Consider the following 13,447-nt stretch of genomic DNA (forward strand, 5'->3'; position numbering starts at 1 on the left):
TTTGGTGCCCGCAGTGTCATTCCCGGTTTCAAAGTCTGTAGGCTTCCTTTGCCAGCCGATAGGCAAGATCGTGTGCAATTTCAAGCGCCTCATCCTCATCCAGCCGGTGGTCCGCAACGAGCCGCGCCAGAAATGCGCAGTCGACACGCCTTGCCATGTCATGACGTGCCGGAATCGAAAGGTAAGCGCGTGTATCGTCGTTGAACCCCACCGTATTATAGAACCCGGCCGTCTCAGTCGTCAGTTCGCGGAAGCGGCGCATCCCCTCAGGACTGTCGTGGAACCACCAGGCAGGACCAAGACGCAGGGCCGGATAGTGCCCCGCCAGGGGCGCCAATTCGCGGCTATAGGCAGTCTCATCAAGGGTGAAGAGGATAAGCGTCAATCGCGGCTCGTTGCCGAAGGCGTCGAGCAAAGGTTTCAGCTCTTCCACATAACGCGTAGCACGCGGGATATCAGCGCCCTTGTCCGTCCCAAACCGGTCAAAAAGGCCGGGATTGTGATTGCGGAAGGAGCCTGGATGGATCTGCATGACCAGACCATCCTCAATGCTCATACGTGCCATTTCCGTCAGCATTTGTGCTCGGAACAGGTCCGCCTCTTCCGGGGAAGCGCCCTTCAACACGCGATCGAACAACGTCGCCGCCTCGGAGGCGGACAGATTTGCGGTGCGCGCATTCGGATGGCCATGATCGCTTGAGGTCGCGCCTCGCGCTTTGAAATAGGCACGCCGCACACGATGCGCCTCGAGATAGCCCTGATAGTCTAGCCCAGTGCCTGCGAGAGCAACAAAGTCCTCAACATTGGCACGGAAGTCCGCACGCGATGCATCCACCACGGCATCGGGCCGGTAAGCGGGAACAACGCGCCCGCTCCACCCGGATTTCAGAATCGCATCATGCGCGGCCAGATCATCCGTTGCCGCGTCGGTCGTCGAAATAACTTCAATACCGAATTGTTTGTAAAGGGCGCGAGGCCGCATCGAGGGATCCGTAAGCCGCTCCGCAATCCGGTCGTAGATGGCGTCTGCATTCTTTTCTGTCAGCCGCTCCTCGATGCCAAAGACGGTTTCCAGCGCGTGCTCGAACCACAAGCGGGAAGGGGCACCCCGGAACAGGTACCAATGGCTGGCAAAGAGCCGCCAGATCTTCCGCCCATCCGTCTCAACCGCCCCGTCATCGCTGCGCGGTACGCCCAGATCCTCCAGCTTCACGCCTTGGGAGTAGAGCATCCGGAAAATATAATGATCAGGCTTCACGAACAGGCTGGCAGGATCTGGAAATGCCTCATCATTGGCGTACCACCAAGGATCGGTGTGGCCGTGTGGCGAGACGATCGGCAGGCGTTCAACGGCGCTGAATAGCCGGCGTGCAATCCCGCGTGCATCGGCTTCGATGGGAAAGAGTCGGTCGGGATGAAGCGCCATTTATGCGTCCTTGCTGCGTCAGTGATCGCTGCTCTGTCCGTGCTCGAAGCAAAATCTTTGGGCACGCACTGTGCCATCCTTGAACATTAGGCATCGATGATCTTGGCGAAGAGTAAATAATAATATATTAGTATGTCAACTGCGTATCGGTGTGGTCGAAAATCATCGCACCCCGCGGGCTTTGGACTATGAATTGGAACAGAATTCTCTCATTCAGAATGACATGGTCCAATATGAGAAATGGAGCGCTGCAATGACAGCACAGAACCGGGGAGAAAAGAGTTTGGCGGCTGATGCATCGCCCGAAGCACAGGTTTCCGGCCCTCAAAGCGCCGCCCGCTCTGCTGTGCCTGGATCCCGCGGTGCTTCTGTGGCACGCGTGACAACGGCTACGGCGATCTACCGGGAACTGCATGCTGCCATCGTGGCCATGGAAATGACGCCAGGCACCCCGCTCAACGAAAAGGTCCTGACAGAACGGTTTGGCGTCAGCCGCACACCGGTGCGGGAGGCACTGATCCGTCTCGTCGAAGACGGCCTTGTCGATGTCTTCCCGCAATCAGGCACCTTTGTCGCCCGTATTCCGGTTGCGCTGATTCCGGAGGCGGTCGTCATTCGCCAGGCACTCGAAGGCGCGACGGTCGAGCGCGCCGCGGCCAAGGCGACGGTAAAGGACATTGAGCGGCTGGATGAAATCCTGGCCCGCCAGCAATTCTTCGCTGACCGGCAAAACATGAGCGCCTTCCATGAGGCCGATGAGGCCTTTCACGAAGCGATTGCAGTCATTTCCGGACATCCCGGCATATGGAACTATCTGAAACCGGTGAAAGTGCAGATTGACCGGGCGCGCCGCATGACGTTGCCAGCGCTCGGCCGCATGGAACATGTGCTGTCCGAGCACAGGATCATTCGCAACGCCATTGAAACCCATGACGTGCCAGCCGCCTGTGCGGCCATGAAACAGCACCTGAACGCCGTCATTCCCGACATCGATGAACTGAGAAAGAGCCATCCCAAGTCCTTTGTCTGAGGCTGGCGGAACAATTACGGAGAAATGAATGCATCAGGCATGGCGATGGTTTGGCCCGAAAGCAGGGGTGTCACTCGACAATGTTCGCCAGGCCGGAGCGACCGATATCGTCTCGGCCCTGCACGAGGTCCCCATCGGTCGGGCATGGACGACGTCCGAGGTGCATGAACGCAAGTCGCTGATCGAATCGACGCCAGCCGGACGGATGCCACTGACATGGTCCGTCGTCGAGAGCATTCCCATACCTGACGCGGTAAAACGCCTTGGCGGAGCCGCGAAACACGAAATCGCCGCATGGATAGCCAGCATGGAAGCTGTTGCGGCGAGCGACATAAAAGTCATCTGCTACAACTTCATGCCGGTCGTCGACTGGTGCCGCACCGAGCTCGACTACGTCACGCCAACGGGCGCGACGGCTATGCGCTTCGACCACAACACCTTCGCGGTATTCGATCTGCACATCCTGCAGCGAAAGGGCGCGGAGAACGATTATTCGGAGGCCGACCGAGAAATCGCCAGCGATCTCTATGCCACCATGGGGGCGCAGGAAATCGCGGATCTCACCCGCAACATTGCGAGCGCCCTGCCCGGCTCGACTACGGAACCGCTGACCATCCCGGCATTTCGCGACAAGCTCGAAGCTTATTCGGGGATCGACGCGAAGCGGCTGCGCCAGCATCTGGTCGAATTTCTTCAAGCTGTGACCCCCGTTGCCGATGATCTCGGCGTCAAGCTGACCCTCCACCCGGACGACCCACCACGCTCACTGTTCGGTCTGCCGCGGATTGCATCGACGGAGGCCGATTATGCGGCACTCTTCGATGCCGTACCCTCGCCGGCCAATGGGATGTGCTTCTGCACGGGCAGCCTTGGCGTGCGCGCCGACAACGACCTGCCGAAGATTGCCCAGCGCTTCGCTGCGCGTATCCACTTTGCCCATTTGCGCGCAACGACGCGTGAGGGAGATGGCCGAAGCTTTCACGAAGCGGCGCATCTGGAAGGTGACGTCGACATGGTGGCGGTATTGCGCGAACTGCTTGCTGAAGACCGCAAACGTAATAAGACAAACAGCATCATATTCCGCTCTGATCACGGCCACCGCATGCTGGACGACCTGAACAAGGAAGTCACTCCCGGCTATCCGGCGATCGGCCGGTTACGCGGCCTGGCAGAACTCCGTGGCATCATCCACGCCCTGGACGCCAGCGCGCTGGCATAAACGCGATCACTTTTTCTGAAGTTGAGACCCTGGCTGCCCTGAGCCGGGGTTTTCTACATCTAAAGTATTAACCCAAATTAACTATGTCGGGGCCAATCTGCGGGTGCAGCTCCAGGCCTCTTAATAATTCGGTGAGTATTGACCACATTGTGGCCATATTTCGTGTCGGAGTAATGCATATCCACCGGCTTGCGAAGCATCTCCGATCACGTTTTGAATCATATTAAGACAAGTTTTTTGAGTAACTTGGCTCATCTTGCCAATTGATCTCGGCTGTGGTTCCAAGTCGGGACACCTCAAGGCCACATTTCTCCAAAATAGAAGAGGCTACTCGCCCACGCTACGATCTACTTGCCCAAGATCAATTAAATGCGTGCGTCTTCAGTCTGGCAGTTCTGCCAAGGGCTCTCGAAAAGTGCGAACTTCAATATGGTTTCTCTTGCAAGTATCCGTACGGTACTCTCTGCATCCATTCTCGTTCTGATGTTTGGAGCAGGATCAGCAAATGCTGGTTCAGCCTGTGGCGGTGCTTCCTGGTATGCCCTGCACTCAAAGACGGCTTCCGGCGAAAGAATGAACCCTTCCGCTCTCACAGCAGCCCATCGCACATTGCCTTTCGGCTCCAAGGTCAAGGTCACCAACCAGCGCAATGGCAAGTCAATCGTCGTGCGTATCAATGATCGCGGGCCATTCATCAAAGGCCGCGTTATCGATCTTTCCAAAGGCGCAGCAAATCGCCTTGGCTTCGTCGGTGCTGGTCACACCAACATCTGCATGGCCCGCGTCTAATCCTTTCAGCATGACGTTGATGCCTATGCGGCATTGACCTTGATCCCTGAACGTGACATCGCCATGTGAGCATTCCTAATCAATTCGGGGAACGTTCCATGGCACTGAAAGTCGCGGTCCAGATGGACCATATCAATTCGATCCGGATCGGCGGCGATACCACCTTTGCGCTTTGCCTGGAGGCGCAGAAGCGCGGCCACAGCCTTTATCATTACACTCCCGACCGGCTCAGCATGCGGGACGGTGTGGTTTCCGCCCGCGTGGAAGAACTCAGCGTCCGCGATATAGAAAGCGATCATTTTACGCTCGGTGAGCCGATTTCGCGCGACCTGTCGGAAATGGATGTGGTGCTTTTGCGCCAGGATCCGCCTTTCGACATGAATTACATTACGACCACCCATATTCTGGAACGCATTCATCCAAAGACATTGGTCGTCAATAATCCTGCTTGGGTGCGCAACAGCCCCGAGAAGATTTTCGTCACCGAGTTCCCGGACCTTATGCCGGAAACGCTTATCTCCAAGGACCCGCAGGAGATCGCCGCGTTCCGCAAGGAATTTGGCGACATCATTCTCAAGCCGCTCTACGGCAATGGCGGCGCCGGCGTGTTCCATCTGGCCGACGGCGATCGCAACTTGACATCACTCCTGGAGATGTTCGGCCAGATGTTCCGCGAACCGTTCATCGCCCAGCGCTACCTGAAGGACGTGCGCGCTGGGGACAAGCGCATTATCCTGATCGATGGCGAACCGGTCGGCGCGATCAACCGCGTTCCGTCGGAAACCGATGCCCGCTCGAACATGCATGTGGGAGGGCGGGCCGAGAAGACCGAACTCACTATCCGCGAACGCGAGATTTGCGCCCGTATCGGGCCGGCGCTGCGCGAGCGCGGCTTCATTCTGGTTGGCATTGATGTGATCGGCGACTATATGACGGAAATCAATGTCACATCACCGACGGGGATCCGCGAAGTGAAGCGCTTCGGTGGCGCTGATATCGCCCCTCTGTTCTGGGATGCAGTGGAAGCCAAGCGGGGCTGAACTTCCTTTTCAATTTGTTCGCTTAATGTTCTTGTCATACGGCGTGAACTGTTCTGATGTAGTGTCATTGGCATTTATTCATTCTCAACGTTCGTATTTTCAAGGAACATTCTATGGTCACCCGCGTCCGCACGGTCGCCTTCCAGGGAATTGAAGCGCAGCCTTTCGATGTACAGGTGAGATCGCCCTTCTCTATGGCACTGCCGCACCCCTGGTCTGGTTTTGGATGCAGATACTTCAATAGGTCAATAGCAGCCACTATGATCTCCCCATTGCAGTTGGACTCATGGCCAGGCTCGGCGCAATGCCCCGATGCGCTGCAGTCATATGTGGTGCTCGGTGAGCTTTCCCTTGATGGCACCATCACCCATGTCGCTGGAGACTTGCCTGCGGTGATACCGCCAACCGACAAGAGAAAGGGCTGATGTCCAGCCTCGTGTAGTCCCGAACCTGCCTGGGCGGGCTCCGATATCGATGGACAGGAGACTGTCGATCGGATCCACCTGGCCGAGTCGATCTCCTATCGCATGGCAGCTGACACCATCAATGAGGCGGCTTGAATACCACGGTCGAGCTACGCCGGATCCTCGATCGGCATAGCTCGACCGCGGAGGTTGCTCACTGAACCGCACCGACCAGAATATTGGTGGGTGCTTCGATGCTGACCCAGCGACCGGCATTGTTGGTCGCCTGGCGCTTGAGATAGGTGTATTCGGTCTCCGACCAGTTTTTCACGCCATCGACAAGATTATCGAGGATGAAGTCGCCTTTGTCGCTGCGCACGGTCAGAACCGCGTGGCCCTCGCCATCTGGCTTGCGAACAACGGTAATCAGAAGATTTGCTGGTGATATGCCAGCCTTCATCAGGTCACGGCGCTTCAAAAGGACATAATCCTCGCAATCGCCAACCTTGTCCGGATAGGACCAGTACTCTTCAGCGCCATAGATTTCCATGTCGGTCAACGGCTTGACCTGCTGATTGTCATTGCTGTTGACGTTGACGATCAGCTGCCAGAAATCATGATTCATCTTTTCCGGCATGACATTGCGGCTGCGAATCGAGCATTCATTCGGCTGGCGCTTGCAGAATTCGTAATGGCCGATGGGCTGTGACGTCAGGCCGCCTGTGGTCATGAATGCCTCGGAGGCGAGGGCGGAGTTTGCGCCAAGTGATGCCACGAAAACTGTCATGGCAAACCCCATGGACTTCACAACCCTTGCCATTCCGAACATGCCCCACTCCAAACCCGATCAACCATCGTTAACAAAACGTTAATGGCGGGAGGGGACATGAGTCAATCACAATGGCGCCACGGTCCCGCCATTGTTAATATATGGTTAAAATTAGAAATTTCGCATTTGCCAATATTATTGAGCGTTCAAAGCTTCCGGTTCAGGGGAGAAGGCTGTACCAAAATGTGAGAACAGCAGCGGCTGCATACTCCGTCAGAGCATGTGTAAGTCATTGATTGGACTTATTTCTTGGAAACGTTTCGGCCTGAGGTATCGTCCGCAACGTGGTCGGACGCGAAATCGCGCGACCCGTTAACCCGCCTACTTCGAACGGGTTAGCCTTGTGCGCGCCTTGCGATCGGCGTGACATTGCTGTTGCGGTTCACCTGTGCGTGATCGTTCACAAACTGGACGATACGCGGCGCAATTTCCGAACGGAAACGCGAACCGTTGAACACCCCATAATGGCCAACCTTCGGCTGAAGGTAATGCATACGCATGTCGTTCGGAATGTTGACGCAAAGCGTCTGGGCCGCCTTGGTCTGACCGACGCCGGAGATGTCATCGTTCTCGCCTTCAACGGTCAGGAGCGCGACATTGCGGATCGCGGTGGGGTCGACAGGTACGCCACGATGGGTCATTTCACCCTTGGGCAGCGCCTGACGAACAAATACAGTATCGACCGTCTGCAGGTAGAATTCCGCAGTCAGATCCATCACGGCAAGGTATTCATCGTAGAATTCCCGGTGCTTGTCGGCGGAGTCACCGTCTTCCTTCACAAGGTGCATGAAGAATTCCTTGTGCGCAGTGATGTGGCGATCGAGGTTCATGCTCATGAACCCGGAAAGCTGCAGGAAGCCGGGATAAACATCCCGCATGAAACCAGCATGCGGCCATGGAACCGACATGATGACATTGTCGCGGAACCAGGCGATCCCCTTTTCTTCAGCCAGCTTGTTGACGGCGGTCGGGTTCTTGCGGGTATCGATCGGCCCGCCCATAAGCGTCATGCTTGAGGGCGCCAAGCGATCGCCGTTTGCCTCCATGACGGAAACGGCGGCAAGCACGGGAACGGACGGCTGGCAGACGGCGACGACATGGGTGTCTTCGCCCAATGCATGAAACATTTCAATGACATAATCGATGTAGTCATCGAGGTCGAAATTGCCGTCGCTCAGCGGCACAGTGCGCGCGTCGACCCAGTCGGTAATGTAAACTTCTGCGTGAGGCAGCAATGCCTCGACGGTACCACGCAACAACGTTGCGTAATGGCCGGACATTGGGGCAACCACGAGAATCTTTGGATCGGCCGGTCGTTTCGCTGACAGCGAACGCTTGAAATGAATGACGTTGCAGAAGGGTTTCGACCAGACGATCTTCTCACGGACATCGGTTTCAACGCCGTCAACCAAGGTTGTCGGCAGTCCGAACACCGGCTTGCCATAGGCGCGCGTGGTACGTTCGAACAGTTCACACATGGCGGTAATGGAACGGCCGACGACCGTTTGAGATAATGGATTCAACGGGTTATCGTAAAACAGCTTGGTGGCGTCGGCGAAGGCCCGATAGGGCTGGAGCGCGGCATGGTTGAGTTCATAAAGCTGGTAGAACATTCCATTTTCCGATCGATCAACACAACGACAATCCAAGGACCATCACCCTTACAGGTGAAAATATTCTTGATTGGTCAGTGACCGTAGCCGGTTTCGGAGATATTGCAATGCAACAAAAGGATAAGTGAACAGAAACTTGTTCACAATCTTTAGTTGTATGGTGCAGTAGTGATCAGTATCGGTGATCAGACGCCTTCGACAACCAGCATTTCAGCGTCTGCAACAGTGATGCGGATAGCTTTTGCTGCCTGATACTCCGGTGAATTGTAGCAATCGACCGCGGCCTGGAGTGATGGAAACTCGATGACGATGTTGCGGCCCCGTGCCTGGCCTTCCAACACATGGTACGAACCACCTCGCGCGAGAAAGTTGGCACCGTACTTCTCGAAGGCGGGCTTGGCCGTTGATATGTAATCCTTGTAACGTTCCGCATCCCTGACGTCGACGCGCGCAATCCAATATCCCTTGGCCATGTTATTTTCTACCTTTCACAACCAAACTACCCGACCTAGTTGAAATCTTGGACCATTTCGGCGAATTCTTGTCCGTGTTTCAATGATCTTTGTACGGTTTTTGTCAAGAACGGTACAAACCTTGTATCATCCTCCGCATCAGACGTTCGCCATTTCGGCAAGGATCGCCTTGGCGGAAGCCTTCCGGTCATGAGCTCCGACAATTGGCCGCCCTACAACCAGATGGCTCGCGCCGGCACGCAGAGCATCGGCCGGGATCATGACGCGCTTCTGGTCGCCATGATCAGAACCGGCGGGGCGAATGCCGGGTGTCACGATAGCGAGGTCAGGACCGACGATCTTGCGGACGGCAGCTGCTTCCGTCGCCGCGCAAACAATTCCGCCCATGCCCGCCTGGAGGGCCTGCTCGGACCGGGTCAGGACCAGCGTGTGGGGGTCATGCTCGTACCCGGCGTCAATCATGTCCTGCTGGTCCATCGATGTCAGGACCGTCACACCGAGCAGGCAAAGATCGGACCCCTTGGCCGCCGCCACCCCGGCCCTCATGGCTTTGGGATATGCATGCAGGGTTAGCATGGACACGCCCATCTTGACGATGTTCTCGACGCCCTTGGCGACCGTATTGTCGATGTCGAGCAGCTTCATATCGAGGAAGACCTTCTTGCCCGAACCTACAAGCTCGCTGGCAAAGCCAAGGCCACCGGCGAATGCCAGTTGATAGCCAATCTTGTAGAACGACACCGTATCGCCGAGCTCGCTGACAACCTGCTCGGCGATTGTCAGTGTCGGCACGTCGAGGCCGACGATCAGGCGTTCGCGCAAAGCCGCATCCGTCATGACAAACCACCCTTTTCTGTTGATCACTTCCCAATCGCACAGAAGGGCCCGTTAGGAAACATCCAATCGCTGCCGGATGCAGAAATCCATCTCTTTGTCTTGACGCAACTCCGATTGGTAAAACCGGTTCTCACTTTTCCTGGAATTGCACTATCAGCTGCGCAGCATCGACATTCTGGCGTGGTCAATCAGAGACTGGCAAACCCGCTGCATCGACCTGGCGGCGTGCTCATCGCGAAACGAGCCATCCTCGGCGAATGCCTGATGCGCGTGGATCACCGAACATTGCTCGGTGATGATCTGGGTACCGACATTCATCATTACGGAGCGCAGATGATAAAGGCCACGGGCGCCTCCGAAATTGCCTTCGGACGAAGAACAGAGCGCTACGATCTTGCCTGCATAAGGCTTGAACGGCTTTTCACCGTCCTTCGATATGCGACTGACCCAATCGATCGTATTTTTCAGAAGCGGCGGGATGGACGAATTGTACTCGGGCGATGCGATGAGGATACCGGTATGAGCAGCAAACAGCCGCCCCAGCTTCATGGCGTTTTCGGGAATACCTAATTCATTTTCCAGGTCCTGATCCATGATCGGCAGCGGATAGTCGACCAGTGCAATTCGTGTAACCTCAGCGCCGAGTCCGGCCAGGGTCGTCGCAGCCACACTGGCCACCCGCCCGCTATAGGCTCCGGTACGATTGGAGCCAGCAAATACGAGAATCTTTGGCAGCATTCATTTCCCTTTTGCGCGAAATTCGGAATGTTCGAAGGGAAAGATACTCAATCGACCCGGCGGTAGACCCAGAGCCGGGCCGGTGGAACGTTCCGGATGATGAAATCAAGATGCTCGATCTTGTAGTTGCCCCGCCCGGCCGGAACGGGCGACATCGGCCCATAGGTGATCTGAACGATGGGACGGCCGTGTGGAATGCGCCTCAGCAGATCCTCGATGATCTTGACGCGATCTCCAACGGGAAAATTCAGGAGCGGAACCGCGGAGACGACACTATCGAACTTCTGGTCCCGCTTGTCACCGAGCGTCGCGTCCAGATCGAACGCATCGCCTTCGATGATATTCACGCCCGGGAAATCTTCGCGCAAATGTTCCGCAAAATCAGGCGAGTATTCGACACTGTAGAGATCGGAGGGCGCGACGCCGCGATTGAGGATTGCGCGGGTAATGACGCCCGTACCCGGTCCAAGCTCAAGTACGGGAAGGCCGGAATGCGGATTGACGATGCTGGCCATGCGGCGTGCTGTTATGGAACTTGTAGGCAGGATTGAGCCGACAGCCTTCGGGCCGTGCATCCATCCCTTGAAGAAACGGATTTCCTCGCCGAACTTTTCGGCCAGTTTCTTTCCCAAGGGTCGTGACATGCTCATCCTCCGTCGCAGCCAGACAAGTTTATGACGCAACTCGTGGCGGAAGCAAGGCCGCCTGTACCGAAAGCATCAATAAAATTACTCGCTTAGCCCTTCGAAGAAGTCCTTCATACGGGCAAAGAAACCTGACGATTGCGGGCTGTTATCCTGGGAAGACATCCGCTCGAATTCCTCAAGCAGCTCGCGCTGGCGCTTGTTGAGGTTCTGCGGCGTCTCGATCGCAATCTGGATATAGAGGTCGCCCATCGCCGGCTGGCGCAGCACCGGCATGCCCTTGCCCTTCAGACGGAACTGCTTGGCGTTCTGGGTACCGTCGGGGATCTTGACCCGTGTCTGCGTGCCGTCGAGTGTCGCCACTTCAAACTGTCCGCCCAGCGCGGCTGTCGTCATCGATATCGGAACCTTGCAATAAAGATCCGCACCATCGCGCTGGAAGAATTCATGCGGCTTCAGCGACAGGAATATATAGAGATCGCCGGATGGACCTCCACGCAAACCGGCCTCGCCTTCACCGGTCAAACGGATGCGCGTACCATCTTCAATGCCGGCTGGAATATTGACCGAAAGCGCGCGCTCCTCGGTGGTCCGCCCTTGGCCGCTGCACTTCGAGCAAGGATCCTTGATGATCTGACCGCGGCCGTGGCAGGTCGGGCAGGTGCGTTCGATCGAGAAGAACCCCTGGGCCGCGCGCACGCGCCCTGAGCCGCTGCACATGTTACAGGTGACGGGCTGCGTGCCGATCTTGGCGCCGCTACCTGAGCACTCGTCGCAGGTGATCGAGGTCGGAACCCTGATTTGCGCCGTCTTGCCGGTATAGGCCTCTTCCAGAGTGATTTCCATGTTGTAGCGCAGGTCGGCACCACGCTCGCGTCCACCGGACCGGCGCTGGCGCCCGCCACCCATCATCTCGCCGAAAATGTCTTCGAATATATCAGCAAAACCACCGGCCCCGCTGAATCCGCCACCGCCATTCATGCCGCCGTTCTCAAAGGCAGCGTGACCGAACCGGTCATAGGCAGCGCGTTTCTGCGGGTCTTTCAGTGTCTCATAGGCCTCGCCGATTTCCTTGAATCTGTGTTCGGCGCCGGCGTCGCCCGGATTCTTGTCGGGGTGAAATTGCATCGCCAGTTTACGGAAAGCGCTTTTGAGCTCTTTCTCATCAGCGCTTCTCGCTACGCCGAGGGTTTCGTAATAGTCAGCCTTCATCCAGACACTCGTTCCATGAAAATCGCATGTGCTTCTTCAGAAGCCCTTTTAAAGGCGGTATTTAGGTGTTCGTCGCCATGAATGCCATAGTCAACTTACATTGATTCGCCTAAAATGGCGCATATTTGCGCATTATTGCGATAATGTGGCAAGTCTTCCACGATTTCCCATCAGTTTCTGACACCAATTGTCTCAAGATCTGTTAGCGCGAACCCCGCGTCCTTGGTCAGAATTGGCGCTCGATAGGATTTCGCTGCTGCATAGTGAAAGCAGTCGGCAAGATTGAGCGCACTGTTTCGCTCGATATCGGGGTAGCGGTGGCGTCCGTAACGATCGAATGCCTGCAGTGCCGATGTTAACTCTTCGCTCTCCACGGACAAGACATCGACTTGTGCCATCTCAAGGAACTCCCGCACACGGGCTTCAGCTTCAGCCATTGGAATGCGCTTCTTCCGAAACAGACCGACCGTCGCTTCCCATGTGGCAATGACAGAGGTGATCAATCGCCGCTCACCTGCGTTATCGAGCGCTGCCGCAAGTTTCTCGGCCTCTGGCTCACCCGTCAGGATGGCTATGATCGCCGACGCATCAATGAACATCAATAATCACCACTGAGTTCATCGAAGAAAGCCTTGTCGGCTGCGAGTCCGCTGTCCGGGTAGGCAGCTATCTTTTCACGGAGTGGTTTCAGACGTTCCCAAAGCGGTACGGCCTCATCGGCGCGGCGCAGCTCATTCATCAGAGCGAGTTTGACCGCCTCTGTCTTGTTCAGGTTCGTACGAGCCGCCAGCTTTTCTGCGAGTTCGTTCACCTGTTCACTGCGTATGTTAAGTGGCATTGCGCGCCTCCTGCGTGTAGACGTACATATAATACTGTCAACACGCGATGACAATGCCGGTAAACGCCAAAATAAAAAGCCCGGCAAAATGAACTGACCCCGTAAAGTTGGACGGTTGATTGGCTATGATAATAAGGACTGAGCTCTGTATTGCACAGGGCTCAGTCCTTTTAGCTTCAGCTTGATGCGCTGATGATTGTAGTAGTGGATGTAGTCGTCGATGCCCTCCTTCAGGCTTTGGATGCTTTCGAAGCGATTGGGATAGAAGAGCTCGGATTTGAGGGTGGCGAAGAAGCTTTCCATCGCCGCGTTGTCGAGGCAGTTGCCTTTGCGTGACATGCTCTGGGGGATGCCA

15 protein-coding genes and 1 pseudogene are annotated in these 13,447 nt (G+C 56.2%); 5 read left to right on the forward strand and 11 right to left on the reverse strand.

Annotated elements, in window-relative coordinates:
* Positions 1 to 28: 28 nt before the first annotated feature.
* On the reverse strand, positions 29 to 1,426 hold the full coding sequence (gene uxaC / locus CU102_RS23350) for a glucuronate isomerase (protein WP_106713486.1): 1,398 nt from the start codon (positions 1,424 to 1,426) through the stop codon (positions 29 to 31).
* 253 nt (positions 1,427 to 1,679) lie between these two features.
* Between uxaC and CU102_RS23355 the strand changes: the two genes are divergently transcribed.
* The 5 genes and pseudogenes from CU102_RS23355 to CU102_RS30530 form a co-directional block, all read left to right on the forward strand.
* The gene (locus CU102_RS23355) at positions 1,680 to 2,456 is read left to right on the forward strand and encodes a GntR family transcriptional regulator (protein WP_106713508.1); all 777 of its coding nucleotides are present in this window, start codon (positions 1,680 to 1,682) and stop codon (positions 2,454 to 2,456) included.
* Between the two features lie 28 nt (positions 2,457 to 2,484).
* Positions 2,485 to 3,675: a mannonate dehydratase gene (gene uxuA, locus CU102_RS23360; protein WP_106713487.1), complete on the forward strand. Its 1,191-nt coding sequence runs from the start codon at positions 2,485 to 2,487 to the stop codon at positions 3,673 to 3,675.
* Positions 3,676 to 4,158: 483 nt separating this feature from the next.
* Positions 4,159 to 4,464, forward strand: a complete 306-nt coding sequence (locus CU102_RS23365; RefSeq protein WP_245425493.1) for a septal ring lytic transglycosylase RlpA family protein — start codon at positions 4,159 to 4,161, stop codon at positions 4,462 to 4,464.
* 98 nt (positions 4,465 to 4,562) lie between these two features.
* Positions 4,563 to 5,504 carry a glutathione synthase gene (gshB, locus tag CU102_RS23370; RefSeq protein ID WP_106713489.1) on the forward strand — a complete coding sequence of 314 codons (942 nt, stop codon included), beginning with the start codon at positions 4,563 to 4,565 and terminating at the stop codon, positions 5,502 to 5,504.
* 250 nt (positions 5,505 to 5,754) lie between these two features.
* Positions 5,755 to 5,980: pseudogene (locus tag CU102_RS30530) on the forward strand (magnesium chelatase domain-containing protein); the annotation flags it as partial.
* A 142-nt stretch (positions 5,981 to 6,122) separates the two neighbouring features.
* Here CU102_RS30530 and CU102_RS23380 read toward each other — a convergent pair.
* From CU102_RS23380 to CU102_RS23425, 10 genes are all read right to left on the reverse strand, one after another.
* Positions 6,123 to 6,737, reverse strand: a complete 615-nt coding sequence (locus tag CU102_RS23380) for a transglutaminase-like cysteine peptidase (protein ID WP_106713490.1) — start codon at positions 6,735 to 6,737, stop codon at positions 6,123 to 6,125.
* Positions 6,738 to 7,072: 335 nt separating this feature from the next.
* Complete coding sequence (locus CU102_RS23385; protein ID WP_106713491.1) at positions 7,073 to 8,350, reverse strand: polyhydroxyalkanoate depolymerase; 1,278 nt, start codon at positions 8,348 to 8,350, stop codon at positions 7,073 to 7,075.
* A 185-nt stretch (positions 8,351 to 8,535) separates the two neighbouring features.
* Positions 8,536 to 8,823 carry a DUF1330 domain-containing protein gene (locus tag CU102_RS23390; RefSeq protein WP_106713492.1) on the reverse strand — a complete coding sequence of 96 codons (288 nt, stop codon included), beginning with the start codon at positions 8,821 to 8,823 and terminating at the stop codon, positions 8,536 to 8,538.
* Positions 8,824 to 8,961: 138 nt separating this feature from the next.
* Positions 8,962 to 9,660, reverse strand: coding sequence for an orotidine-5'-phosphate decarboxylase (pyrF, locus tag CU102_RS23395; RefSeq protein WP_106713493.1), 699 nt, complete (start codon positions 9,658 to 9,660; stop codon positions 8,962 to 8,964).
* Between the two features lie 153 nt (positions 9,661 to 9,813).
* Positions 9,814 to 10,398, reverse strand: coding sequence for an NADPH-dependent FMN reductase (locus tag CU102_RS23400; protein WP_106713494.1), 585 nt, complete (start codon positions 10,396 to 10,398; stop codon positions 9,814 to 9,816).
* Positions 10,399 to 10,445: 47 nt separating this feature from the next.
* On the reverse strand, positions 10,446 to 11,042 hold the full coding sequence (pmtA, locus tag CU102_RS23405) for a phospholipid N-methyltransferase PmtA (RefSeq protein WP_106713509.1): 597 nt from the start codon (positions 11,040 to 11,042) through the stop codon (positions 10,446 to 10,448).
* An 84-nt stretch (positions 11,043 to 11,126) separates the two neighbouring features.
* On the reverse strand, positions 11,127 to 12,254 hold the full coding sequence (gene dnaJ / locus CU102_RS23410) for a molecular chaperone DnaJ (protein ID WP_106713495.1): 1,128 nt from the start codon (positions 12,252 to 12,254) through the stop codon (positions 11,127 to 11,129).
* A 170-nt stretch (positions 12,255 to 12,424) separates the two neighbouring features.
* The gene (locus CU102_RS23415; RefSeq protein ID WP_106713496.1) at positions 12,425 to 12,853 is read right to left on the reverse strand and encodes a type II toxin-antitoxin system VapC family toxin; all 429 of its coding nucleotides are present in this window, start codon (positions 12,851 to 12,853) and stop codon (positions 12,425 to 12,427) included.
* The gene (locus tag CU102_RS23420; RefSeq protein ID WP_106713497.1) at positions 12,853 to 13,092 is read right to left on the reverse strand and encodes a type II toxin-antitoxin system VapB family antitoxin; all 240 of its coding nucleotides are present in this window, start codon (positions 13,090 to 13,092) and stop codon (positions 12,853 to 12,855) included. The genes CU102_RS23415 and CU102_RS23420 overlap by 1 nt, the downstream gene beginning before the upstream one ends.
* 123 nt (positions 13,093 to 13,215) lie before the next feature.
* Positions 13,216 to 13,447 (reverse strand): IS3 family transposase (locus CU102_RS23425; protein ID WP_146146484.1); only part of this gene is annotated, 232 nt, incomplete at its 5' end.

The sequence above is a fragment of the Phyllobacterium brassicacearum genome (genome assembly GCF_003010955.1).
In the GTDB taxonomy this organism is placed as follows: domain Bacteria; phylum Pseudomonadota; class Alphaproteobacteria; order Rhizobiales; family Rhizobiaceae; genus Phyllobacterium; species Phyllobacterium brassicacearum.